This window comes from Streptomyces fumanus (assembly GCF_014655295.1).
In the GTDB taxonomy this organism is placed as follows: domain Bacteria; phylum Actinomycetota; class Actinomycetes; order Streptomycetales; family Streptomycetaceae; genus Streptomyces; species Streptomyces fumanus.
The window spans coordinates 1-23896 of record NZ_BNBI01000007.1 but is presented as its reverse complement, the minus strand read 5'-3'; the positions used below and the strand labels follow the sequence as shown (position 1 = coordinate 23896).

At 72.7% G+C, this 23896-nt stretch carries 20 protein-coding genes and 1 pseudogene; 12 read left to right on the top strand and 9 right to left on the bottom strand.

The window, feature by feature from the left end:
- Positions 1-79: 79 nt before the first annotated feature.
- From IE316_RS16540 to IE316_RS16515, 6 genes are all read right to left on the bottom strand, one after another.
- Positions 80-1666, bottom strand: a complete 1587-nt coding sequence (locus IE316_RS16540) for a glycoside hydrolase family 13 protein (protein WP_190205123.1) — start codon at positions 1664-1666, stop codon at positions 80-82.
- 80 nt (positions 1667-1746) lie between these two features.
- The gene (locus tag IE316_RS16535) at positions 1747-2610 is read right to left on the bottom strand and encodes a carbohydrate ABC transporter permease (RefSeq protein ID WP_190205122.1); all 864 of its coding nucleotides are present in this window, start codon (positions 2608-2610) and stop codon (positions 1747-1749) included.
- Positions 2607-3560 (bottom strand): carbohydrate ABC transporter permease, encoded by a 954-nt coding sequence (locus IE316_RS16530; protein WP_190205121.1) that lies wholly within the window; start codon positions 3558-3560, stop codon positions 2607-2609. The genes IE316_RS16535 and IE316_RS16530 overlap by 4 nt, the downstream gene beginning before the upstream one ends.
- A gap of 6 nt (positions 3561-3566) precedes the next feature.
- A complete protein-coding gene (locus IE316_RS16525; RefSeq protein WP_190205120.1) occupies positions 3567-4916 on the bottom strand; it encodes an ABC transporter substrate-binding protein in 1350 nt (449 codons plus the stop codon).
- A gap of 121 nt (positions 4917-5037) precedes the next feature.
- A complete protein-coding gene (locus tag IE316_RS16520; RefSeq protein WP_190205119.1) occupies positions 5038-6033 on the bottom strand; it encodes a LacI family DNA-binding transcriptional regulator in 996 nt (331 codons plus the stop codon).
- Between the two features lie 155 nt (positions 6034-6188).
- Entirely contained in the window at positions 6189-6848 is a 660-nt protein-coding gene (locus IE316_RS16515) for an MmyB family transcriptional regulator (RefSeq protein WP_190205118.1), read from the bottom strand.
- 237 nt (positions 6849-7085) lie between these two features.
- Here IE316_RS16515 and IE316_RS16510 point away from each other — a divergent pair, with 237 nt between their 5' ends.
- From IE316_RS16510 to IE316_RS16500, 3 genes are all read left to right on the top strand, one after another.
- Complete coding sequence (locus IE316_RS16510) at positions 7086-7742, top strand: helix-turn-helix domain-containing protein (protein WP_190205117.1); 657 nt, start codon at positions 7086-7088, stop codon at positions 7740-7742.
- Positions 7743-7775: 33 nt separating this feature from the next.
- Entirely contained in the window at positions 7776-8306 is a 531-nt protein-coding gene (locus tag IE316_RS16505; protein ID WP_190205404.1) for a toxin-antitoxin system, toxin component, read from the top strand.
- 135 nt (positions 8307-8441) lie between these two features.
- Entirely contained in the window at positions 8442-8714 is a 273-nt protein-coding gene (locus IE316_RS16500) for a hypothetical protein (protein ID WP_190205116.1), read from the top strand.
- A gap of 89 nt (positions 8715-8803) precedes the next feature.
- On the opposite strand, the gene IE316_RS16495 is transcribed toward IE316_RS16500, so the two are convergent.
- The gene (locus tag IE316_RS16495) at positions 8804-9490 is read right to left on the bottom strand and encodes a 4'-phosphopantetheinyl transferase family protein (protein ID WP_190205115.1); all 687 of its coding nucleotides are present in this window, start codon (positions 9488-9490) and stop codon (positions 8804-8806) included.
- A gap of 268 nt (positions 9491-9758) precedes the next feature.
- Between IE316_RS16495 and IE316_RS16490 the strand changes: the two genes are divergently transcribed.
- Positions 9759-10907, top strand: a complete 1149-nt coding sequence (locus IE316_RS16490; protein ID WP_190205114.1) for an ATP-grasp domain-containing protein — start codon at positions 9759-9761, stop codon at positions 10905-10907.
- Positions 10908-10920: 13 nt separating this feature from the next.
- On the opposite strand, the gene IE316_RS16485 is transcribed toward IE316_RS16490, so the two are convergent.
- Positions 10921-12258, bottom strand: a complete 1338-nt coding sequence (locus tag IE316_RS16485) for a 6-phospho-beta-glucosidase (protein WP_190205113.1) — start codon at positions 12256-12258, stop codon at positions 10921-10923.
- Between the two features lie 310 nt (positions 12259-12568).
- Here IE316_RS16485 and IE316_RS16480 point away from each other — a divergent pair, with 310 nt between their 5' ends.
- The 3 genes and pseudogenes from IE316_RS16480 (at position 12569) to IE316_RS16470 (ending at position 16122) form a co-directional block, all read left to right on the top strand.
- A complete protein-coding gene (locus IE316_RS16480) occupies positions 12569-13342 on the top strand; it encodes an IclR family transcriptional regulator (protein WP_190205112.1) in 774 nt (257 codons plus the stop codon).
- 389 nt (positions 13343-13731) lie between these two features.
- Positions 13732-14526: pseudogene (locus IE316_RS16475) on the top strand (L,D-transpeptidase); the annotation flags it as partial.
- A 207-nt stretch (positions 14527-14733) separates the two neighbouring features.
- The gene (locus IE316_RS16470) at positions 14734-16122 is read left to right on the top strand and encodes a glycoside hydrolase family 16 protein (RefSeq protein ID WP_190205110.1); all 1389 of its coding nucleotides are present in this window, start codon (positions 14734-14736) and stop codon (positions 16120-16122) included.
- 53 nt (positions 16123-16175) lie between these two features.
- Here the strand turns inward: IE316_RS16470 and IE316_RS16465 are convergent, their stop codons facing one another.
- Positions 16176-17078 carry a helix-turn-helix transcriptional regulator gene (locus IE316_RS16465; RefSeq protein ID WP_190205109.1) on the bottom strand — a complete coding sequence of 301 codons (903 nt, stop codon included), beginning with the start codon at positions 17076-17078 and terminating at the stop codon, positions 16176-16178.
- Positions 17079-17235: 157 nt separating this feature from the next.
- Here IE316_RS16465 and tkt point away from each other — a divergent pair, with 157 nt between their 5' ends.
- From tkt to IE316_RS16440, 5 genes are all read left to right on the top strand, one after another.
- Positions 17236-19311 carry a transketolase gene (gene tkt / locus IE316_RS16460; RefSeq protein WP_190205108.1) on the top strand — a complete coding sequence of 692 codons (2076 nt, stop codon included), beginning with the start codon at positions 17236-17238 and terminating at the stop codon, positions 19309-19311.
- Positions 19312-19333: 22 nt separating this feature from the next.
- On the top strand, positions 19334-20479 hold the full coding sequence (gene tal / locus IE316_RS16455; RefSeq protein ID WP_190205107.1) for a transaldolase: 1146 nt from the start codon (positions 19334-19336) through the stop codon (positions 20477-20479).
- Positions 20476-22224 carry a glucose-6-phosphate dehydrogenase gene (gene zwf, locus IE316_RS16450; RefSeq protein ID WP_190205106.1) on the top strand — a complete coding sequence of 583 codons (1749 nt, stop codon included), beginning with the start codon at positions 20476-20478 and terminating at the stop codon, positions 22222-22224. The genes tal and zwf overlap by 4 nt, the downstream gene beginning before the upstream one ends.
- Positions 22221-23156 carry a glucose-6-phosphate dehydrogenase assembly protein OpcA gene (gene opcA, locus IE316_RS16445; RefSeq protein WP_190205105.1) on the top strand — a complete coding sequence of 312 codons (936 nt, stop codon included), beginning with the start codon at positions 22221-22223 and terminating at the stop codon, positions 23154-23156. The genes zwf and opcA overlap by 4 nt, the downstream gene beginning before the upstream one ends.
- On the top strand, positions 23149-23896 hold a 748-nt coding region (locus tag IE316_RS16440; protein WP_506005150.1), incomplete at its 3' end, for a phosphoglucose isomerase-related protein. The genes opcA and IE316_RS16440, both read left to right, overlap by 8 nt.

Genomic DNA, 23896 nt, shown 5'->3' with positions numbered 1-23896 from the left:
GCCCCCTCCAGGGGCGCGGGGCTGTGTCGATGTGCGGCTCCGCCGCGCGGGCGCGATCAACCACAACGCACCCGCGGACTCACGACCGCCGCAACCACACCGCCGCATCCGACGGCAACCGCCCGTCCGAGTCGAGCGGCACACTGCTCAAGAGCACCCGGCGGTACGACGGAAGCGACACGGATTCGCCGGAAAGGTTCACCACCACGGCCACCCCACCCCGGTCGAACGCGAGCACCCCGTCGGGAGCCGGCAGCCACGACAACGGCCCGTCCCCGAAGACCGACCGCAGCCGGATCGCCGCGCGGTACAGGGCGAGCATCGACCCGGGGTCGGCCGCCTGGAGGTCGGCCGCGTACGCGCCCCACCCGGCGGGCTGCGGCAGCCACGGCTCCGTCCGGGATCCGAACCCCGCGTACGGCTCGTCCGCCGCCCACGGCAGCGGCACCCGGCAGCCGTCCCGCCCGGGGTCGACCCCGCCGGACCGGGCGTGCATCGGGTCCTCGATCCGGTCGAGGGGTATGTCGGCCTCGGGCAGCCCGAGTTCCTCGCCCTGGTAGACGTAGACCGCGCCGGGCAGCGCGAGGGAGAGCAGCGCGGCGGCCCGCGCCCGCCGGGTGCCGAGGGCGGGATCGCTGGGTACGCCGAAGGTCTTCGTGGCGAAGTCGAAGCCGGTGTCGGCCCGCCCGTACCGGGTCACCGTGCGGGTGACGTCGTGGTTGCAGAGCACCCAGGTGGCGGGGGCTCCCACGGGGGCGTGTTCGGCGAGCGTGGTGTCGATGGCGGCGCGCAGCCCGTCCGCGTCCCAGGGGCAGGTCATGAAGGAGAAGTTGAAGGCGGTGTGCAGTTCGTCCGGGCGGAGGTAGCGGGCGAAGCGCTCGGTGTCGGGCAGCCACACCTCTCCGACGAAGATCCCCCCGTACTCGTCGGCGACGGCCCGCCAGGAGCGGTACACGTCGTGGAGTTCGTCGCGGTCGACGTAGGGGTGCGGGTCGACGCCCTCGGTGAAGTCCGGCAGCGCGGGGTCCTTGACCAGCAGGGCGGCGGAGTCGATGCGGACGCCGGCCACCCCGCGCTCGAACCAGAAGCGCAGGATGTCCTCGTGTTCCTGGCGGACGGCCGGGTGCTCCCAGTTGAGGTCGGGCTGCTCGGGGGCGAACAGGTGCAGGTACCAGTCGCCGTCGGGCAGCCGGGTCCAGGCGGGGCCGCCGAACTCCGAGCGCCAGTCGTTGGGCGGGAGTTCGCCGTGCGGGCCGCGTCCGGGGCGGAAGTGGAACAGCTCCCGCTCGGGACCTCCGGCGAGGGCGGCGCGGAACCAGGGGTGCTGGTCGGAGACGTGGTTGGGGACGATGTCGACGATGGTGCGGATGCCCAGTTCGCGGGCCTCGGCGATGAGTTTCTCGGCCTCGGCGAGGGTGCCGAAGGCGGGGTCGACGGCCCGGTAGTCGGCGACGTCGTACCCGCCGTCCTTCATCGGGGAGAGGTACCAGGGGGTGAACCAGAGGGCGTCGACGCCGAGTGCGGCGAGGTAGGGCAGTTTCGCCCGGACGCCCGCGAGGTCGCCGGTGCCGTCGCCGTCGCCGTCCGCGAAGCTGCGGACGTACACCTGGTAGATGACGCCGGAGCGCCACCAGTCGGCGGACCGGGCAGGGGTGGGCTGTCCCACGGTGGGTGCCTTTCTTCTCGGCGGGGGCGCTTCTCGGGAGGGGCGTTGCCGCGCGGGGAGGTGCGCGCGGGGGGTGGGCGTCAGCCCTTGGTGCCGCCCGCGCTGATGCCGGCGATGATGTGCCGCTGGAAGACCAGGAACAGCGCGACCATGGGGATGCTGGCGATCACCATCGCGGCGACGAGCACGGTCAGCGGGATGTTCTGCGACAACTGCACCAGCGCCACGCTGATCGGCTGCCGGTCGGTGTCGGAGAAGACCATCAGCGGCCACAGGAAGTCCTGCCAGACCGCGACCAGCGCGAAGATCGACACCACGCCCAGCACCGGACGGGACAGGGGCAGCACGATCGACCACAGCACCCGCAGCCTCCCGGCGCCGTCGATCGCGGCGGCCTCCAGCACGTCCCGGGGGATCTGGTCGAAGAACCGCTTGAGCAGGTACAGGTTGAAGGCGTTGGCGACGGCCGGCAGCCAGATCGCGAGCGGGTCGTTGAGCAGCCCCAGGTCGGCGACGGTCAGGTACTTCGGCACCACCAGGGCCTGGGCGGGGACCATCAGCGTGGCCAGGATGCCGCCGAGGATCACCTTGCCGAAGGCCGGCCGCAGCTTGGACAGGGCGTACGCGGCGGCCGTGCACAGCACGAGCTGGCACAGCCAGGCGCCGGCCGCCTGCACCACCGTGTTCCCCAGGTGGACCGGCAGCCGCATCAGCTCCCAGGCGTCGGTGAACCCGCTGGTGTGCCACCGCTCGGGGACGACGGTGGGCGGGGTGCGGGCCACCTCGTCCGGGGACTTCATCGCGCCGGTGACCATCCAGTACACGGGGAAGAGGAAGGCGAGCGCGAACAGCAGGACCACACCGGTGAACACGGCCCAGTAGACGGCCTTTCCGCGCGGCCGGGCCAGGACGGCCGGGGACACCAGGGTACGGGTGGCACTCATGCGTCCTCCCCGTCGGAGCGGGTGAGCCGGAGGTAGGCGGCGGAGAACGCGCCGAGCAGCAGCAGGAGCATGACGCTCAGCGCGCAGGCGCCGCCGAAGTCGTTGTAGAGGAAGGCGTACTTGTAGATCAGGTACAGGACGGTGACGGTGGCGTTCTCCGGGCCGCCGCCGGTGATGACGAACGGCTCGGTGAAGACCTGCATCGTCGCGATGATCTGGAGGAGCATCAGCATCAGGATCACGAACCGGGTCGCCGGGACCGTGACGTGCCGGACGCGCTGGAGCAGACTCGCGCCGTCCAGTTCGGCGGCCTCGTACAGCTCGCCGGGGACGGACTGGAGGGCGGCGAGGTAGATCAGGACGGTGCCGCCCATGTTGGCCCAGGTGGCGACGAGGACCAGGGAGACCAGTGCGGTGTCGGCGCCGTTGGACCAGTTCGAGGTGGGCAGGTGCAGGAAGCGCAGCGCCTCGTTGGCGAGGCCGGCGCCGGGGTCGTAGAACCACTTCCACAGCAGGGCGCTGACCACCGGCGGGATCATCACCGGCAGGTAGACCACGACCCGGAAGAACGCCTTGGCGTGCCGCAGTTCGTTGAGGACCAGGGCGAGGACGAAGGGGACCGCGAAGCCGATGAGCAGCGCCAGCACGGTGAAGGTGAGGGTGTTGCGCCAGGCGTCGGCGAACTCCGGGTCGTGCAGGATGCGGGTGAAGTTGGCGGTGCCGACCCACTCGGCCTCCGCGCCCGGGGTGTACTTCTGGAAGGCGATGACCACCGCGCGGATCGCCGGGTACCAGGAGAACAGCGCGAAGCAGAGCACTCCGCCGAGCAGGAAGGCGTAGGCGCGGCCCTGGTCGGCGAGGCGGCGCCGCCACGGGTGCGGTCTCGGGGGCGGCGTCCGCACCGGACGGACCTCGACGGCCTCGGCCGGGCGTCGTTCAGCCGTCTTCATCGCCGGTCAGCCCCGGGCCAGGATGCTGTCGATCTTCCCGGAGGCGTCTTCGAGGAGCCGGTCGATGTCCGCGTCCTCCTTGGTGAGGACGGCGGAGACGACGCCGTCGAGGACGGAGTAGATCTGCTGGGCGTGCGGCGGCTCGATCTTCATCTCCAGGCTCTGGTTGCCGTCGAGGAAGGGCCGGTAGTTCTCCACCGGGACATTGGCGTTGGCCTTCTTGACCCGCTGGTCCTCGGCGTCGGCGGCGCCGGTGAACAGCCGGGGCTCGGGCAGGCCCACCGGGGCGTCCTTGCTCCTGGCGCGGGCGTAGTCGCCGAGGAAGCCGTCCCCGGGGGTGAGGAACATGTGGTCGAGCCACTTCAGTCCGGCGCGGATCTGCTCGGGACTGGCCTTCTTGTTGACCATGTACCCGTCGCCGCCGATGAGGGTGGCCTCGCCACCGGGCATGGGGGCCAGCGCGAGGTCCTTGTAGTTCCCGCCCTTCTCCTTGACCAGGATCGGGATGTTGTCGGGGGCGGCGAGGTACATGCCGAGCTTGCCCGAACCCATCATCTGCTGCACGTCGTTGATGACCAGGAGCTGCTTGCTGCCCATGGAGTCGTCGGTCCAGCGCATGTCGTGCAGGGTCTGGAGGACGGCGCGGCCCTCGGGGGTGTCGACGGTGGCCCGCTCGCCGTCGGCGCTCACCACCTCGCCGCCGCGTGAGTACAGCTCGGCGGTGAAGTGCCAGCCGCCCTGGTTCTGGGCGCTGTAGTCGGCGTATCCCACGGTGCCGTCGCCGAGGGCGGCGATCCTCTTGGCGGCCGCGCGGACCTCGTCCCAGGTGGCCGGGGGGTCGTCCGGGTCGAGGCCGGCCTTCTCGAACAGGGCCCTGTTGTAGATCAGGCCCATCGAGTAGCCGGTGCGCGGGATGCCGTAGACCTTGCCGTCGACGGTGTAGATGTCCCGCAACTGCTTCTGCAGGGTGCCGTAGCTCTTCAACTCCTTGACGTACGGCGTGAGATCGGCCGCCTGGCCGATGTCGACGACGTGCCGGGCGTCGGTGAAGTACGTGTAGAAGACGTCCTCCATCTGCCCGCCGGCGAGCTTGGCGTCGAAGGTCTTGGGGTCCTGGCAGGGGAAGGCGTCGTGCGGGACGACGTCGATGTCCGGGTTGGCCTTCTCGAACGCGGCGATGTCCGCCTCGAAGAACTGCCGGTCGGTGCGGGCGCTCTTGGGCGGCATGCAGTTGACCGTGATGCGGGTCTTGCCGCTCGCGGAGCCGTCGTCGCCCGACCCGCAGGCGGAGACGGCCAGGGCGAGCGAGCAGACGCTCAACGCGGCGAAGGTACGGCGGAACCCGGTGCGTGACATCGATGACCCCTTAGGGACAGGAGCGGTGGGCGCCGCACACTCAAGCACCGGCACCACCGGTCCGCAAGATGTCACGCAGAATCTGTAATTATGCGACAGCCGGGCGGATCTTCGGGACGCCTCACTGCCGGGGGGCTTGCGCGGTGGAGCCGCGGACCACCAGCTCGGGCTCGAACAGCAGCTCCTCGGCGGCCACCGAACCGCCGCCGATCTGCGTGTTCAGCAGCTCCACCACGGCACGGCCCATGGCCTCGATGGGCTGGCGGACGGTGGTCAGCGGCGGTTCGGTGCAGTTCATCAGCGCGGAGTCGTCGTAGCCGACGACCGAGATCCGCCCGGGCACGTCGAGGCCCTTGCGCCGGGCGGCCCGGACCACGCCGAGGGCGAGGGGGTCGCTGGCGCAGATGAAGCCGGTGACGCCCCGGTCGATCAGCCGGGCGGCCGCCGCGTGACCGCCCTCGATGGAGAACATGGCGCGGGCCACGTGCTCGTCGGGCAGGTCGCCGAGGGAGCGGGCGGCGGCCAGCTTGCGCCGGGACGGCAGGTGGTCGCCGGGGCCGAGCACCAGCCCGATCCGCTCGTGGCCGAGGGAGGCGAGGTGCCGCCACGCCTGCTCGACGGCGACGGCGTCGTCGCAGGAGACGCCGGGGAAGCCGAGGTGCTCGATGGACGCGTTGACCAGCACCACCGGGATGTTGCGCTCGGCGAGCCGCTCGTAGTGGCCGTGCGGCGCGTCGGCCTGGGCGTAGAGCCCGCCGGCGAAGACCACGCCGGAGACCTGCTGCTGGAGCAGCAGATCCACGTAGTCGGCCTCGGAGACGCCGCCCTTGGTCTGGGTGCACAGCACCGGGGTGAGACCCAACTGGGCCAGCGCCCCGCCGATGACCTCGGCGAACGCCGGGAAGATCGGGTTCTGCAGCTCGGGCAGGACCAGGCCGACCAGCCGGGCGCGCTCGCCGCGCAACTGGGTGGGGCGCTCGTAGCCGAGGACGTCCAGGGCGGAGAGCACCGCCTGCCGGGTGGCCTCGGAGACGCCGGGTTTGCTGTTGAGCACCCGGCTGACCGTGGCCTCGCTGACCCCGACCTTCTTCGCCACCTCAGCAAGTCGTCGCGTCATGGCCGCAAGGGTAGCGCAAGAAATGCAAGCCGTTTGCGTAACGGGGTGCGGTGTTGGGCGGTCGGCCGGGGGGCGGGGTCAGTCGGCCGGCGGAAGGTCAGCCGGTGAACGGAAGGTCGGCCGGTGAGCGGTCGTGAGGCCCGGTGGGCGTCGGGTCAGCCGGCCGGTGGGACCACGCGCAGGTGGGCCGCGCCGCGCCGGGGCCCGCGCTCGCGGACGGGGGCGCGGCGCGCCTCGTGCGCCACCAGCGTCTGCCGGGTGTACCCGAGCCGCGCGAGCGACCTGGGCGTCTCCACCACGACCCGGCACTCGGTCACCCCCGGCCGGGCGTCGGGGTGGAGCAGCGGCCGTACCGCGCCGTCGTGTTCGACGGCCGTCTCGCCGACCGCGCGGACCCAGTGCGGCAGCCCCTGCCGGTAGGCCGCCTCCATGATCGGGTCCTGGGCGATGTCCCGGCGGATCGCCTGCAGCCCGGGATCGTGGCCGTGCGCCTCCAGGGTGGCCGCGAAGTGCGCCAGCATCGGCAGGCACCAGCTCGGCTCGTGCTCCCCGAGGACGGTGGGGGCGTCCGGGTGGAAGAGGACGAAGCGCAGGAAGTTGTCGCCCGGCATGGCCGTCGGATGCGGCCCGACCCGCCGGAAAAGTGTCCGGAAGGCACCGTTGGCCAGGACCACGTCCCAGCGGTGGTCGACGACGAACGAGGGATGGGGGACGGCGTCCAGGTAAGCGGCGTAGTCCTGCAGATACGCCCGGGCCTCGGGGGTCGCGGGCGCGGGCCGCGGTGCCGACCGCTGCCCTCCTGCCTGAAATGCCATCGGGAGGTCACCCCTCTTGCCTATGCGGCCTTCACGCGGCGCCCCGATCCTGCTGCTTCGCCGCGAGTCATGTCAACTATCGTGGCATTTCATGCCGGTTGACGGCTGAAATTGGCCACAGTTGTGGCGAGACCTGGATGCGGGTTCGGCTGTCGGGCTACTCTCCGGGAAGTTCACGGCAACCGCTTCGCTTGTGAGAAGCCTGTGAGTCCTGTGAGAGACGTAGGAGATCTGTCGGTGACGGCTGGCTTCGAGGATCCGGGCACCACGCCGACGGCCGCGCTGTCGTCCGCGGTCTCCCGTGTCTCCGCGCTCGCCGACCGGCTCGGCGTACCGCACTCGGAGGTCTTCGACACCGCCCGGCTCTCCGTCGCCTCCGGTGTCCCCGAGGCCGTCGTCAAGGCCCTGCTGAACGGCCGGCCGGCCGGTGAGCCCGATGTGCAGACCCGGTTCGTGCAGCGGCTGGACCTGCTGCGCCGCACCCGGCTGAAACCCAACGGCCGCCGCTACACCCAGCAGGAGATCGCCGACGGCGCCGGGATGTCCCGGCAGCAGGCGGGCGCGCTCATCAACGGCGACCGGCGTCCCACCATGGAGCACTGCGACGCCATCCAGCGCTTCTTCCGGGTGCACGCCGGGTTCCTCACCGCCGAGGACCCGGAGGCGCTGGCCGGGGCGCTGCTCCACATCGAGCAGGAGCTGCACCAGAAGCTCGCCGACCGGGAGCGGGCGGCGGCCGGGCCCGCCGACGACCCGCTGGAGAAGCTGCTCCAGGACCACGGCGTCCGCGGAATCGCGTGGCGGGCCGCCCAGTTGCCCACCGACCAGCACCGCGACAAGGTCGCCGAGTGGCTGGACATGCTCCTGGAGAGCGTCAAGCGGCCCGAGTCGTGAGCCTGGGGAGAGATATTGGGCATCGGTAGGGACATGCGCCGCCTCTGCGGCGAACTGGTCGCTGAACTGACGCTTCCGGTCCCGGCACCGCCCGCCGATCTGTACGCCGCGCTGTGCGGGGCGATGAGCCGGCGCCGCGGCCGTCCGCTGCTGTTCCGTACCGCCGCCTTCCCGCCCGGCACCGCCAGCGGCCTCTGGGTGGACCTGACCGACCGGGACCTGGTGGTCGTCGAGGAACGCACCGCGCCCGACCACCAGTTGGTCATCCTCGGGCACGAGCTGTGGCACCTGTGGGCCGGACACCGCGGCCACCCCGTCGGCGGCGCCGCGACCGCCGCCCGGCTGCTGGCCGGGGACCTGGACGAGGAGGCCCTGCGGGCCACCGTCCGGGCGGTCGCGGCGCGGTCCCGGTTCGACGAGACGGACGAGCAGCAGGCCGAGAGCTTCGGGCTGCTGCTGGCCAGCAAGTGCCGTACGCTGCTGGCCGGTTCGGCGCTGCGCGGGCCGGTGCAGCGGGACCACCTGGCGGGGCGGATCGAGGCGTCGCTGGGGTATCTGGGCTGAGCCGGTACGGGGGGCGCGTCCGGCGTGGCGCGCCCGGCCGGGCCGGATTGTCAGTGGTGGGCGGCAAGCTGGAGGGGTGGCGCCGCCGTGCGGGGCGGTGCCCTTCGCCTACGTCGAGACGGGGAGAGCCGACCGATGACCACCGCCGTGCTGACCGACCGTGAACGCACCGCCGTCCGGGCCTACCTGCGGCTGCTGCACACCGTGCGCGCCGCCTTCGACACCCCGGCCGGGCCGTCGGAGGCCCCGCGCCCGCCCGTCATCCCGCCGTCCGTCCTCGCCGAGGCGGAGCAGGCGCTGGCCGCGGCGGGACTGAGCGGCAACGAGGAGGAGTTCTTCCGGCTGCTGGCGAGCTGGTGCCCACGGCCGCCCGAGCCCTGGACCTCTAGTCCTGACCTTGAGCCCTGACCTTGAGTCCTGGGCCTTGGGCCCTAAGCCTTGGGCTCTGGGCCTCGCGCCCTGGGCCTTGGGCCTTGAGCCCCGGGCGGACCGGCGGATCAGACGGGCGGCGCCGGGATGGTGATCGCCGTCGTCAGCAGGCCGTCGCGGGCGGCCCAGCGGCCGTCGAAGTGGGTCAGGGTCCGGTCGCCCACCCGCGGCCCGGGCACCAGCAGGGCGGCCCGGAAGGTGCCGCCGCCCGGGTCGCCGGGGTGGACGGTGAACTCAATGTCGGCCTCGCTGAAGTCCAGCCACCGCCGGGTGAGCGGGAACCACGCCTTGTAGACCGACTCCTTGGCGCTGAACAGCAGCCGGTCCGCGTGCACCCGCGCCCCGTCCGCCGTCAGCTTGCGCAGCCGCTCGGCCTCGGCGGGCAGGGCCACGGCGTCCAGCACGCCCTCCGGCAGCGGCGCGTCCCGCTCGGCGTCGATGCCGATGGAGGCCAGGTCGGCGGCGCGGGCCAGGGCGGCGGCGCAGTAGCCGTCGCAGTGGGTCATGCTGCCGACCAGGCCGGGCGGCCAGCCCGGTGCCCCGCGTTCGCCGGGCAGCACCGGCTGCGGCGGCACGCCCAGCTTCTCCATGGCCCGCCGGGCGCAGGACCGGACGGCGGTGAACTCCCGGCGGCGCTTGGCGACCGCGCGGGCGATCAGCGCCTCCTCCTCCGGGTACAGCGGCGCATGTCCGGTGGTGTCATGGCCGTGGGCCGCGACGGCGGCGACCGTGTCCGGCAGCAGTTCCTCGATCACCGGGTCCCGTCCTCCCTGTCCCCGCCTCGTGACGCCCTCACGAGATCACAGGGCGGGGCCGCGCGACAAGACCGCCGGGACCCTCGCGGACGGGGGCCGCGATCCGTAACACGCGCGTTGCACGGGGCCGTCCCGGACCCCCTATGATCGCCCCGACACCACCGCCCGCGGACTCCTTCCACGCGCAGAGCGGTGCGGTGTCCCTTCATCCCCCCTGGCCGGGCACGGCCGACCGAGTCCTGCCCGCGACCCGTGAAAGGCGGCCTGCATGGTCTCTCGCGTACGCGTCTGGCTCAACCGCACGTACGCGGAGAACGTGTTCTTCATGGACCAGCTCCGGAGAAATCCGGACGGCCGGGCCGTCGAGATCCACGCCACCCACGGCGACCCCGACTCCCCCGTGCTGGCCGCCGCCGACACCGCCGAGCTGGAACCGGCCGACCTGTCCCCGGCGGCGTACGCCGAGTACGCGCTGGACCAGTGCCGGCGCCGGGGCATCGACGTGTTCGTGCCGCGGCTGCACCAGGCGGCGGTCGTGGCGCACCGCGCCGAGTTCGAGGCGGCCGGTACGGCGCTGCTCGCCCCGCCGCCGGAGGCGGTGGCCGTCTTCCGGGACAAGGTGGTCGGCTACGAGGCGGCGCAGGCGATCGGCGTACCCGTACCGCCGTGGTGGCGGGTCCGGACCGCCGACGAACTGGTGGCCGCCGTCGAGGAGTTGGAGGCGTCCGGGCACCGGGCCTGCTTCAAGCCGGCCTCCGGCGCGGGCGGGGTCGGGTTCCGGGTGGTCACCCGGTCGCCGTTCTCGCTGGCCCACCTGTCCGGGTTCCCCTCGCCGCAGGTGCCGCTGGAGCTGGCGGTGGCGGCGGTGCGGGAGGCCGGGGCGCCGGTCGACTGGCTGGTGATGCCGCGACTGGAGGAGCCGGAGGTGTCGGTGGACTGCCTGACCGGCACCGACAACCGGGTACGGCTGGCGGTGGGCCGGACCAAGAACGGCCGCCGCCGGGGCTTCACCCTCGACGAGCGGTGGACCGGGCCGGCCCGGCGCCTGGCGGAGGGCTTCGGGCTGCACCACCTGTCCAACATCCAGTTCCGGATGTACGGGGACCGGCCGGTGCTGATGGACGTCAACACCCGTCCGGCGGGCGGGCTGCACCAACTGTCGCTGTGCGGGGTCAACGCCCCGTGGGCGGCGGTGCGGCTGGCGCTCGGGGACGACCCGGGGGAGATCGTGCCGCCGTTCCTGGGCCCGGACTACGCGGTGGTCTCCGGGACGCGCCCGCTGCGGCCGGCCTCCCCGGCCCACCCGTGGCCGGACCCGGCACCGTCCACGGCGGCGGCCGTACCCTCCCCGCCCCGCCCGGCGGACCGGCTCCCGGCCCCGGCGGTCACCGACCCGGCGGCCCCGCTGCCCGGCTAGACCGGCGGCCGGGCTACCGGAGGTAGGCGAGGCCCGGGTGGGCTGCGGTGTAGCCGTCGAGGAGCCGGCGGGCCACGGTGACCGAGTCGACGAGGGGGTGCAGGGCGAACGCGGTGACGGCCCGCTCCCGGGAACCGGCGTCGGCCGCCGCGAGGACCTCCCGCTCGACGGCCTTGACCGCGCAGACCAGGCCGGTGGCGTGGCCGGGCAGCGGGTCCACGGCGACCGGGTGGGCGCCGTCGGCACCGACCAGGCAGGGCACCTCGATCACGGCGTCGGCGTCGAGGACGGGGAGGGTGTGGCGGTTGCGGACGTTGAGGATCAGGGTGGTGCGCTCGCCCCGGGCGATGGCCCGCATCAGGGCGAGGGCGACCTTCTCGTAGCCGCCGGAGAGGTCGTCGTCGTCGCGTTCGCCGGCGCCGGCCGCCTCCCGGTTCTCGGACATGTAGGTGGCCTCGCGTTCGGCGCGGGTGCGTTCCCACAGGGCGAGGGCGGAGACGTCCGGGTCGCCCGCCGCCGCGTAGAAGCCGGCCTGCTGGTCGCGGAGGAAGGCGCCGCGGGTGCGCTCGGCCCGCTGGTAGGCGCGTACGGTCTCGCGGTTGAAGTAGTAGTAGTGCAGGTACTCGTTGGGGATCGCGCCGAGGGCGCGCAGCCAGTCGGGGCCGAAGAGGCGGCCCTCCTCGAAGGAGCCGAGCAGGGCGGGGTCGGCGAGCAGGCGCGGGAGTTCGTCGCGGCCGGCCACGCGCAGGCCGCGGACCCAGCCGAGGTGGTTGAGGCCGACGTAGTCGATCCACGCCTGGTCGGGGCGGACGCCGAGGACGCGGGCGATGCGGCGGCCGAGGCCGACGGGGGTGTCGCAGATGCCGATGACGCGGTCGCCGAGGTGGCGGGACATGGCCTCGGTGACCAGTCCGGCGGGGTTGGTGAAGTTGATGACCCAGGCGTCGGGGGCGAGCCGGGCGACCCGGCGGGCGATGTCGGTGGCCACGGGCACGGTCCGCAGGCCGTAGGCGATGCCGCCGGCGCCGACCGTCTCCTGGCCGAGGACGCCCTCGGCGAGCGCGACCCGTTCGTCCTCGGCGCGTCCGGCGAGGCCGCCGACGCGGATCGCGGAGAACACGAAGTCGGCGCCGGTGAGCGCCTCGTCCAGGTCGGTGGTGGCGGTCACCCGGGGCGCGTCGGGCACCCCGGCGGCCTGTTCGGCCAGGACCCGGGTGACCGCGGTGAGCCGGGCCGGGTCGAGGTCGTGCAGCACGACCTCGGTCACCCGGCCCTCGGCGCGGTCCCCGAGCAGCGCCCCGTACACCAACGGCACCCGGAATCCGCCGCCGCCCAGAATCGTCAGCCTCACACCCGCACCTCTCCGCCCGTCACCCGGCCCCCCGCGCCTCCGCCCGCCGCCGGTGAGCCGTCCGTCCGTACTTCGCTTCTTCCGCCGCCGATGATGACACGCCGGGGGGACCCGCACGCGGTACGGGCCTGCACGTACCGGACCGGACCGGAGCGGCACGGCCCTACGCGGACCGGACCGGCGCGGACCGGAAGACCCGCGCCGTAAGAACCGGTGCGGAACGGGCGGTCATCCGCTCCGCCCCCTCCCGCCGCGTCGCCCGGCGGCCTACCCTTCCCCCGACCCGCCCGCCGACCCGGAAGCCCCGTGGATGACCGCCCGTTCCGCGCCCGACCGCCTGCTGGCGGTGCTCGCCGCCTTCGACCACGAGCATCCGGCGCTCTGCCTGACCGACATCAGCCGGCGGGCCGGGCTGAGCCTGACCACCACGCACCGGCTGGTCGGCGCGCTCACCGCGTGGGGCGCGCTGGAGCGGGACGGCGCGGGCGTCTACCACGTGGGGCTGCGGCTGTGGGAGCTGGCGGCGCTCGCCCCGCGCGGGCTGGCGCTGCGGCAGGTCGCCCTGCCCTACCTGGAGGACCTGTACGAGGCGACCCACGAGAACGTGCAGTTGGCGGTGCGGGACGGCACCGAGGTGGTGTACGTCGAGTGGCTGTCGGGGCGGTCCGCGGTCGGCGTGCACATCCGGGTCGGGGCGCGCTGGCCGCTGCACGCCACCGGGGTCGGGCTCGCGCTGCTGGCGCACTGCGGGCCCGAGGTACAGGAGGCGTACTGCGCGGGTCCGCTCGCCGCGTTCACGCCGTACACGCTCACCGACCCGGTACGGCTGCGCCGGGTGCTGGCCGAGGTGCGGCGCACCGGCACGGCGGTGAGCGACCGCCAGGTCACCGACGACGCGCTGTCGGTGGCGGCACCGGTGCGCGCGGCGGACGGCACGGTGACCGCGGCGGTCTCGGTGGTCGTCCCGCACGACGCGGCGCGGATACCGGTGCTGGGCCCGGCGGTCCGCCTGGCGGCCCGCGGCATCTCCCGCGCCCTGGGCTGGCAGCCGGACGGGGCGGAGAGCCGGGGCGCGGCGAGGTAGAAGACGCCCCCGGGGTACGGGGACCGGCGGGGTAGGGAACGCTCCGCGGGTACGGGTCCCTGCGGGCACCCGAGAGCACCCCCACCCACCCCTCAGCACCCCTCAAACGCCCGTTCTGCCACATTTCTCACAACCCCACCCCACCCCGAACCAGGCCACACAGCCCGCACCCAGATATATGGTGCAGACTGCACGCACCCCGACCAATCCCCGGAAAGGCCCGCGCCGTGAGCACCCCCCGCATATCCGACCCGCAGGACGCCGCACGGGGGCGGTGGTCCCGGCGAGGTGTCCTGGGCGCCCTGGGCGCCGTGCCGGCCGCCGCGGCCCTGGCGGCGCTGGGCGGCGTTACCGCGCGGGCCGCCGAGGGCACGGCGGACCCGGCCGTCGAGACCTTGGTGGCGTCCGTCACGCCCCAGGACGGCGGCACCTACGGCGTCGGGATGCCGGTGTCGGTGACCTTCTCGCACGCGGTGACCCGCAAGGCGGCGGTCGAGCGGGCGATCACGGTCACCGCCGACCCGGAGGTGGAGGTCGCCGGGCATTGGTTCGGCGACACCCGGCTCGACTTCCGCCCGAAGAAGTACTGGGCTCCCGGCACGACGGTCGCCGTCTCCCTGGACCTCGCCGGTGTGCGCGCGGGCGAGGGCCTCCACGGCGGCCGGTCCCAGAGCCTCGCCTTCCGGATCGGGCGGTCGCAGATCAGCACCGTCGACCTGGCGGCCGGGCGGATGACCGTCGTCCGCGACGGCCGGAAGAGTGCCGCCTACCCCGTCACCGGCGGTGACGCCGACCACACCACCTGGTCCGGGATCATGGTGATCAGCGAGCGGCTGACGCAGACCCGCATGGAGTCCTCCACGGTCGGCCTGGGCCACGAGTACGACATCCCGGACGTGCCGCACGCCCAGCGGCTGACCACCTCCGGCACCTTCCTGCACGGCAACTACTGGACCTCCCCCTCGGTGTTCGGGCACGACAACACCACGCACGGCTGCGTCGGCCTGCGGGACGCGCAGGGCGGCGAGGACGGGACGACGGACGGCTCCGCGTTCTACGACGGTTCGCTGCTGGGCGATGTGGTGATCGTGAAGAACTCCGGCGAGCGGACCGTCGACCCGGCCAACGGCCTCAACGGCTGGAACCTGTCCTGGACGAAGTGGCGGGCCGGCAGCGCCCTGTGACGTCCGGGGGGCCCGGCGGCTTCACTGCGTGAACTCCCGTGCGGCGGGGGGTCTTTCTCGGTTTCACCTCTTGACGGAGCGGGGCCCGGAGAGCACATTGGCGGCACTCTGAGAGCGCTCTCAGAGCAGGTCCGGAGTGGCTCCGGGCCTGCTCGGCGCGCGCTCGGAGTGTGCTCATCTCCCCTCCGTACCGAGAGGCACCCCCACATGAGAGAACCCTCCGGCACCTCCCCGAGACGGCGTCCGCTGCGCCGTGCGCTGGCCGCCGCCGTCGGCGCGCTCGGCCTCGCGCTGGCCGCCGGCACGGTCGCCGCCCCCACCGCGGCCGCCTCCGCCCCCACTCCCCCCTCCGGGTGGACCCGGGTCTTCCTCGACGACTTCGACGGCCCGGCCGGTTCCGGCGTGAACACCGCCAACTGGCAGTACGCGACCGGCACCTCGTACCCGGGCGGCGCCGCCAACTGGGGCACCGGCGAGGTCGAGACGATGACGTCCAGCACCAACAACGTCGCCCTGGACGGCAACGGCAACCTGCGCATCACCCCGCGGCGCGACGCCTCCGGCAACTGGACCTCGGGCCGGATCGAGACCAACCGCACCGACTTCCAGCCCCCGGCCGGCGGCAAGCTGAGCGTCGAGGCACGCATCCAGATGCCCAATGTGACCGGCGCCGCCGCCAAGGGCTACTGGCCGGCGTTCTGGATGCTGGGGTCGCCGTTCCGGGGCAACTACTGGAACTGGCCGGGCGTGGGCGAGCTGGACATCATGGAGAACGTCCAGGGCCTGAACACCGTGTGGGCCACCATGCACTGCGGCACCAACCCGGACGGCCCGTGCAACGAGACGACCGGCATCGGCGGTTCGACCTCCTGTCCGGGCTCCACCTGCCAGTCCGGCTTCCACACCTACCGCATGGAGTGGGACCGCTCCACCAGCCCCGAGCAGATCCGCTTCTCCGTCGACGGCGTCACCTACCACACCGTGCGCGCCGACCAGATGGACGCGGCGACCTGGTCCAACGCGACGAACCACGGGTTCTTCATCATCCTCAACGTGGCGATGGGCGGCGGCTTCCCGGGCGCCTTCGGCGGCGGCCCGGACGGCGGCACCGAGCCCGGCCACCCGATGGTCGTCGACTACGTGCAGGCCGCGACGGCCGGCGGCGGCACCGGCCAGCCCGGCAACCGCGACGCCTACGGCACCATCCAGGCCGAGTCCTACGACGCCCAGTCCGGGGTGATGACCGAGGCCACCTCCGACTCCGGCGGCGGGCAGAACCTGGGCGCCCTGGCCAACGGCGACTGGGTGCTCTACAAGGGCGTGAACTTCGGCTCGAACGCGGCCCGGCAGTTCAGCGCCCGGGTGGCCAGCGGCGCGGCGAGCGGCGTGAGCGGGCTGGTGGAGGTGCGGCTGGACAGCCGTACCAGCGCGCCCGTCGGCAGCTTCGCGGTGGGCAGCACCGGGGGCTGGCAGTCCTGGCGGACGATCCCGGCGAACATCTCCGCCGTGACCGGCACCCATGACGTGTATCTGACGTTCACCAGCGGCCAGCCGGCCGACTTCGTCAACGTCAACTGGTTCACCTTCGGGCACTGAACCCCGTACCCGAGGAGGGGGCCGCGCGAGGCGCGCGGCCCCCTCCGCCGTACTCAGCTCAGGTCGGCGCGGAACGCGGCCGGCGTCTGGTCGGTGTGCTGGTGGAAGAACTTGGAGAAGTTCGCCGCGTCGGGGAAGCCGACCGCCGCGCCGACCCGGCCGATCGGCAGGTCGGTGTGCGCGAGCAGCCGTTTGGCCTCCAGGATCACCCGCTTGTCGATGAACGCCTTGGGCGTCTCGCCGGTCGCGGCGCGCACCGCGCGGACCAGGGTGCGGCGGGAGTAACCGAGCGCGTCGGCGTAGGCGCTGACGCTGTGGTTGGTGGCGAAGCCGCGCTCCACGGCGTCCCGGAACAGGGTGAAGGTGGTGTCGCCCGGACCGGCCGCCTCCCGCGTCGCCGCGGAGTTCGCCGCGAGGTGGGCGAGGCGGAGCAGGAACGCGGTCAGCGAGTGCCGCAGCACCGAGGTGTGCAGGCTCAGCGGCAGGGTGGTGGCGTCCTCGTACTCGCGGCGCAACTGCTCCAGGGACGCGGTCAGCCCGGCGAGCTGCGCCGGGTCGGGGCGGAGCAGCGGGGGCAGGTCGTAGCGGTAGAGGCCGGTGGCCTCCACGGTGGCGCGGGGCAGGAAGCCGGGCTGCATGGTCAGCGCCGTTCCGCGGTACTCGTGCTCGGGCGAGAAGCGGTGGACCTGTCCCGGGCGGATCCACAGCAGGTCGCCCGCGGCCGCCTCGTACTCGGCGAAGTCGATCATGTGGCGGACCGGGCCGCCGGTGAAGAGCATGACGACGTGGAAGTCGATGCGGTGCACCCGGTGCAGCGGGGCACTGGAGTGCCAGGTGCGGCCGGTGCCCATGGGGCCGACCTGCATGCCGACGCCGAGGACGCTCAGCTCGACCGGGAAGGGGAAGGTTCTGATCCCGCCGCCGTCGCCGCCGTCTTGGTGGTGTTCGTCCGCCATGTCCTTCTCGTACCGTCCCGCTCGGGCGCGCGGCGCCCGAGGTGTGTCCCAGTTTCACCACAGGCTGGCACACGATGACCTTCACTCTCAAAAGTCAGACTTTTAAGTTCGAACACGTCAGAGCAACGATCACGCTTCTATCGAGGATTTCTTGAAGATGAGCACGCATACCGCGGACCGCTTCACATGGACCGAACTCGACCGGCGTGCCGTCGACACCGCCCGTGTTCTCGCGGCCGATGCCGTCCAGAAGGTCGGCAACGGCCACCCGGGCACGGCCATGGCGCTGGCGCCGGCCGCCTACACGATCTTTCAGAAGGTGATGCGTCACGACCCGGCGGACCCCGAGTGGACCGGCCGTGACCGCTTCGTCCTCTCCCCGGGCCACACCTCGCTCACCCTCTACACGCAGCTCTACCTCGCCGGGTACGAGCTGGAGCTGGACGACCTGAAGGCGTTCCGCACCCACGGCTCCAAGACCCCCGGCCACCCCGAGTACGGGCACACCGCGGGCGTCGAGACCACCACCGGGCCGCTCGGCCAGGGCGTGGCCAACGCGGTGGGCATGGCGATGGCCGCCCGCTACGAGCGCGGTCTGTTCGACCCGGACGCCCCCGAGGGCGAGTCGCCGTTCGACCACACCATCTGGGCGATCGTCTCCGACGGCGACCTCCAGGAGGGCGTCTCCGCCGAGGCGTCCTCGCTGGCCGGCCACCAGAAGCTCGGCAACCTGGTCTTCCTCTACGACGACAACCACATCTCCATCGAGGGCGACACCGCCACCGCCTTCTCCGAGGACGTGCTCAAGCGCTACGAGGCGTACGGCTGGCACGTACAGCGCATCGAGCCCGCCGAGAACGGCGACGTCGACGTGCACGCCCTGTACGCGGCGCTGACCGCCGCCAAGGCGGAGACCTCCCGGCCGTCGATCATCGCGATGCGCACGATCATCGCCTGGCCCGCCCCGAACGCGCAGAACACCGAGGCCGCGCACGGCTCGGCGCTCGGCGACGACGAGGTGGCCGCCACCAAGCGGGTGCTCGGCTTCGACCCGGAGAAGTCCTTCGAGGTCGCCGACGAGGTCCTCGCGCACACCCGCAAGGCCCTGGACCGGGGCGCCGAGGCGCACGCCGCCTGGGACAAGCGCCTGGACAAGTGGCGCGGGGCGCGGCCCGAGCGGGCCGAGCTGTTCGACCGCGTGGTGGCCGGCCGGCTCCCCGAGGGCTGGGAGGACGCGCTGCCGGTCTTCGAGCCGGGCAAGGCGGTCGCCACCCGGGCCGCGTCCGGCAAGGTGCTCCAGGCGCTGGGCCCGGTGCTGCCCGAGCTGTGGGGCGGCTCCGCCGACCTGGCCGGGTCGAACAACACCACGATCGACAAGACCTCGTCGTTCCTGCCCGAGGGCAACCCGCTGCCCGAGGCCGACCCGTACGGCCGTACCGTCCACTTCGGCATCCGCGAGTTCTCCATGGCCGCGGAGATGAACGGCATCGCGCTGCACGGCAACACCCGCGTCTACGGCGGCACCTTCCTGGTCTTCTCCGACTACATGCGCAACGCGGTGCGCATGTCGGCGCTGATGCAGTTGCCGGTGACGTACGTGTGGACGCACGACTCCATCGGCCTGGGCGAGGACGGCCCGACCCACCAGCCGGTCGAGCACCTGGCCGCGCTGCGCGCCATCCCGGGCCTGAACGTGGTCCGCCCGGCCGACGCCAACGAGACCGCCACCGCCTGGGCCGAGATCCTGCGCCGGCACTCCACCGACCCGGCCCCGCACGGCCTGGCCCTGTCCCGGCAGGGGCTGCCGACCTACCCGCCGAACCCGGACGCGGCCAAGGGCGGCTACGTCCTGGCGGACGCCTCCACCGGCACCCCGGACGTGATCCTGATCGCCACCGGCTCCGAGGTGCAGCTCGCCGTCGCCGCGCGGGAGCTGCTGGAGGCCGAGGGCACCGCCACCCGGGTGGTGTCGATGCCGTCCGTGGAGTGGTTCGAGCAGCAGCCGCGCGCGTACCGCGAGAGCGTGCTGCCGCCGTCCGTGAGGGCCCGGGTGGCCGTCGAGGCCGGCATCGGCCTGACCTGGTACCGGTTCGTCGGCGACGCGGGACGCATCGTCTCCCTGGAGCACTTCGGTGCCTCCGCCGCCGCCGGGACCCTCTTCGCCGAGTACGGCTTCACCGCCGAGAACGTCGCCGCCGCGGCCCGGGAATCCGTCGCCGCCGCCCGCGGTTGATCGCAACGCCAGAAAGAAGATGATGATCACTGTGAACCGAACCACCGCGACCGCGGAGCCGCTCCGGCGCCTGGCCGCCGAGGGCGTCTCCGTCTGGCTGGACGACCTGTCCCGCGGCCGGATCGCGTCGGGCAACCTGGCCGAGCTGATCGAGACGAAGCACGTCGTCGGCGTCACCACCAACCCCTCCATCTTCCAGGCCGCCATCGGCTCGGGCGAGGGGTACGAGGAGCAGCTCGCCGACCTGGCGGTGCGCGGCGTCACCGTCGACGAGGCGGTGCGCATGATGACCACCGCCGACGTCCGCGCCGCCGCCGACGTGCTCACCCCGGTGTACGAGGCCACCGGCGGCCGGGACGGCCGGGTCTCCATCGAGGTCGACCCGCGGCTGGCCCACGACACGGCGGCCACCGTCGCCGAGGCCAAGCAGTTGGCCTGGCTGGTCGACCGCCCCAACGTGATGATCAAGATCCCGGCGACCCGGGCCGGTCTCCCGGCGATCACCGAGGTGATCGGCGCCGGCATCAGCGTCAACGTCACGCTGATCTTCTCCCTGGAGCGCTACCGCGAGGTGATGGACGCCTACCTCGCCGGTCTGGAGAAGGCGCGGGCCGCCGGGCACGACCTGTCGGCCGTCCACTCGGTCGCCTCCTTCTTCGTCTCCCGCGTCGACAGCGAGATCGACAAGCGGCTGACGCTGCTGGGCACCGACGAGGCCCTCGCCCTCAAGGGCCGGGCCGCCCTGGCCAACGCCAGGCTGGCCTACGAGGCGTACGAGGAGGTCTTCGCGGGCAGCAGGTTCACCGCCCTGGCGGGCACCGGCGCCAACCGGCAGCGCCCCCTGTGGGCGTCCACCGGGGTGAAGGATCCGGCATACCGGGACACCCTGTACGTGGAGGAGCTGGTCGCTCCCGGCACCGTGAACACGATGCCGGAGGCCACCCTGGACGCCGCCGCCGATCACGGTGTCGTCCAGGGCGACACGGTCACCGGCGGCTACGCCCAGGCGCGGGCCGACCTGGCGGCCGTGGAGAAGCTGGGCATCTCCTACGACGAGGTGGTGGAGCAGTTGGAGCGCGAGGGCGTCGCCAAGTTCGAGGCGGCCTGGCAGGAGCTGCTCGACGCGGTGACGAAGTCCCTGATGAGCAAGGGAGTTGACGGGGAATGAGCGAGGAGCTTCCCGACCCGAACGCGGGCGAGAACAAGGCCACGAAGGAGGCCAAGGAGACCCGGGACGCCCAGGAGGCCGCAGGTACCGTGGCCGCGGAGGCACCCCGGACCGAGGCCGGGGCCGCGGACGGGGACGCGCCCCGGGCCCAGTCCCAGGACGGGGAAGGCGAAGGGGACGGGGACGAGCCCCCGGCCCGGACCCCGGCGCCGGCCGCGGCGTCCGACTGGAGCAATCCGCTGCGCGACCCGCAGGACCGCCGGCTGCCCCGGATCGCGGGCCCCTCCGGTCTGGTCATCTTCGGCGTCACCGGCGACCTGTCCCGTAAGAAGCTGATGCCGGCCGTGTACGACCTGGCCAACCGGGGCCTGCTGCCGCCGGGCTTCTCCCTGGTGGGCTTCGCCCGCCGGGACTGGGAGGACCAGGACTTCGCCGAGGTGGTCCACCAGGCCGTCAAGGAGCACGCCCGCACCGAGTTCCGCGAGGAGGTCTGGCAGCAGCTCTCCGAGGGGATGCGGTTCATCCCGGGCGACTTCGACGACGACAACGCCTTCGAGCAGTTGCGCAAGGCCGTGGACGAGCTGGACGCCTCCCGGGGCACCAGCGGCAACTACGCCTTCTACCTCTCGGTGCCGCCGAAGTTCTTCCCCAAGGTGGTCCAGCAGCTCAAGAAGCACGGTCTCGCGGACGCCCCCGAGGGCTCCTGGCGCCGCGCCGTCATCGAAAAGCCGTTCGGGCACGATCTGGCGAGCGCCCAGGAGCTGAACGCGCTGGTGCACGACGTGTTCGAGCCGGACCAGGTCTTCCGCATCGACCACTACCTGGGCAAGGAGACGGTCCAGAACATCCTGGCGCTGCGCTTCGCCAACCAGATGTACGAGCCGATCTGGAACCGGTCCTACGTCGACCACGTGCAGATCACCATGGCCGAGGACATCGGCATCGGCGGCCGGGCCGGCTACTACGACGGCATCGGCGCCGCCCGGGACGTCATCCAGAACCACCTCCTGCAGTTGCTCGCCCTCACCGCGATGGAGGAGCCCGCCGCCTTCGACGCGGAGTCGCTGCTCACCGAGAAGCTGAAGGTGTTCCGGGCGGTCCGGCTGCCGGACGACCTGGGCCGGCACACCGTGCGCGGACAGTACGCGGCCGGCTGGCAGGGCGGCGAGAAGGTCATCGGCTACCTGGAGGAAGAGGGCATCGACCCGGCCTCCACCACCGACACCTACGCGGCGATCAAGGTCGGCATCGACAACCGCCGCTGGGCCGGGGTCCCCTTCTACCTGCGCACCGGCAAGCGGCTGGGCCGCCGGGTCACCGAGATCGCGGTGGTCTTCCAGCGCGCCCCGCACTCCCCCTTCGACACCACCGCCACCGAGGAACTGGGCGAGAACGCCATCGTCATCCGCGTCCAGCCGGACGAGGGCATGACGGTCCGCTTCGGCTCCAAGGTGCCCGGCACCTCGATGGAGATCCGGGACGTGTCGATGGACTTCGCGTACGGCGAGTCCTTCACCGAGTCCAGCCCGGAGGCGTACGAGCGCCTCATCCTGGACGTCCTGCTGGGGGACGCCAACCTGTTCCCCCGTCACCAGGAAGTGGAAGAGTCCTGGCGGATCCTCGACCCGGTCGAGGAGTACTGGGCCACGCACGGCAGGCCCGCGCAGTACCCCTCGGGAAGCTGGGGCCCCGAGGAAGCCGACGAGATGCTCGCACGAGACGGACGGAGCTGGCGCAGGCCATGAGGATCGACCTGACCGACACCACGGCAAGCAAGGTCAACAAGGCGCTGGTCCAGGGCCGCCGGGCCATCGGCACCCCGGCCGTGGGCATGGTCCTGACGATGGTCATCGTCACGGACGAGGAGAACGCCTACGACTCGATCAAGGCGGCCGAGGAAGCCTCCCACGAGCACCCCTCGCGCACCCTGGTCGTCATCAAGCGGCACGCCCGCAACCCGCGCGACCGGCACAACTCCCACCTCGACGCCGAGGTCCGGGTCGGCTCCGAGGCCGGCACCGGCGAGACGGTCGTGCTGCGCATGTACGGCGAGGTGGCCGAGCACGCCGACTCGGTCGTGCTGCCGCTGCTGCTGCCGGACGCCCCGGTCGTCGTGTGGTGGCCGGTGGACGCCCCCGACAACCCCGCCAAGGACCCGCTGGGCGCGCTCGCTCAGCGCCGGATCACCGACCTGTACGCGGTCGAGAACCCGATGGAGACGCTGCGCAAGCGCCAGCGCACCTACGCGCCCGGCGACACCGACCTGGCCTGGACCCGGCTGACGCTGTGGCGCTCGATGCTGGCCGCCGCCCTGGACCAGGCCCGCGCGGAGGTGACCTCGGCGACGGTGGAGGCCGAGGCCGACAACCCGGCCGCCGAGCTGCTCGCCCGCTGGCTGGAGGCCCGGCTCGGCGTCACCGTGGACCGGGTGGTCAGCGACGGCCCGGTGGTCACCGCGGTGCGGCTCGGCACGGCCGGCGGCGAGATCGTCATCGACCGGCCCGAGGGCCCGCTGGCCACCCTGTCGCTGCCCGGCCAGCCCTCGCGCAGCCTGGCCCTGAAGGTCCGTTCCACCGCCGAACTCATCGCCGAGGAGCTGCGGCGCCTCGACGCGGACGAGATGTACGCCATCGCCCTGCGGGGCGAGGCCACCGAGGAGACCCCTGTCCATGTCTGACACCCCCGAGCTCACCCGCCGTCCCGAGTGGACGGCCCTGGAGGACCACCGCGCCGAGGCGCTGCTCCACCCGGACCTGCGTGAGCTGTTCGCCGCCGACCCCTCCCGCGCCGAGCGGTACGTGGTGCGCGTCGGCGACCTGCGGATCGACTACTCCAAGAACCTCGTCACCGACGAGACCCTCGCCCTGCTCCAGGAGCTGGCCAAGGCCACCGACGTGTTCGGCCTCAGGGACGCCATGTTCGAGGGCCGGAAGATCAACGTCACCGAGGACCGGGCGGTGCTGCACACCGCGCTGCGCGCCCCGGCCGACGCGGTGATCGAGGTCGACGGCGAGAACGTGGTGCCGAAGGTGCACGCCGTCCTGGACCGGATGAGCGACTTCGCCGACCGGGTGCGCTCCGGCGAGTGGACCGGCCACACCGGCAAGCGCATCCGCACCGTGGTCAACATCGGCATCGGCGGCTCCGACCTCGGCCCCGCGATGGCCTACGAGGCGCTGCGGGCGTACACCGACCGCTCGCTGGGCTTCCGCTTCGTCTCCAACGTGGACGGCGCCGACCTGCACGAGGCGATCCGCGACCTGGACCCGGCCGAGACGCTGTTCATCGTGGCGTCCAAGACGTTCACCACGATCGAGACGATCACCAACGCCACCTCGGCCCGCTCCTGGCTGCTGGCCGGGCTGGACGGGGACGAGAAGGCGGTCGCCAAGCACTTCGTCGCCCTGTCGACCAACG

Coding starts and splice junctions, on each gene's coding strand:
- IE316_RS16530 (WP_190205121.1), bottom strand. CDS start 3,560: ATGAAGACGGCTGAACGACGCCCGGCCGAGGCCGTCGAGGTCCGTCCG.
- IE316_RS16500 (WP_190205116.1), top strand. CDS start 8,442: ATGACCACCGCCGTGCTGACCGACCGTGAACGCACCGCCGTCCGGGCC.
- IE316_RS16470 (WP_190205110.1), top strand. CDS start 14,734: ATGAGAGAACCCTCCGGCACCTCCCCGAGACGGCGTCCGCTGCGCCGT.
- IE316_RS16515 (WP_190205118.1), bottom strand. CDS start 6,848: ATGGCATTTCAGGCAGGAGGGCAGCGGTCGGCACCGCGGCCCGCGCCC.
- opcA (WP_190205105.1), top strand. CDS start 22,221: ATGAGGATCGACCTGACCGACACCACGGCAAGCAAGGTCAACAAGGCG.
- IE316_RS16480 (WP_190205112.1), top strand. CDS start 12,569: ATGACCGCCCGTTCCGCGCCCGACCGCCTGCTGGCGGTGCTCGCCGCC.
- tal (WP_190205107.1), top strand. CDS start 19,334: ATGATCACTGTGAACCGAACCACCGCGACCGCGGAGCCGCTCCGGCGC.
- IE316_RS16490 (WP_190205114.1), top strand. CDS start 9,759: ATGGTCTCTCGCGTACGCGTCTGGCTCAACCGCACGTACGCGGAGAAC.
- zwf (WP_190205106.1), top strand. CDS start 20,476: ATGAGCGAGGAGCTTCCCGACCCGAACGCGGGCGAGAACAAGGCCACG.
- IE316_RS16525 (WP_190205120.1), bottom strand. CDS start 4,916: ATGTCACGCACCGGGTTCCGCCGTACCTTCGCCGCGTTGAGCGTCTGC.
- IE316_RS16535 (WP_190205122.1), bottom strand. CDS start 2,610: ATGAGTGCCACCCGTACCCTGGTGTCCCCGGCCGTCCTGGCCCGGCCG.
- IE316_RS16465 (WP_190205109.1), bottom strand. CDS start 17,078: ATGGCGGACGAACACCACCAAGACGGCGGCGACGGCGGCGGGATCAGA.
- IE316_RS16520 (WP_190205119.1), bottom strand. CDS start 6,033: ATGACGCGACGACTTGCTGAGGTGGCGAAGAAGGTCGGGGTCAGCGAG.
- tkt (WP_190205108.1), top strand. CDS start 17,236: ATGAGCACGCATACCGCGGACCGCTTCACATGGACCGAACTCGACCGG.
- IE316_RS16505 (WP_190205404.1), top strand. CDS start 7,776: ATGCGCCGCCTCTGCGGCGAACTGGTCGCTGAACTGACGCTTCCGGTC.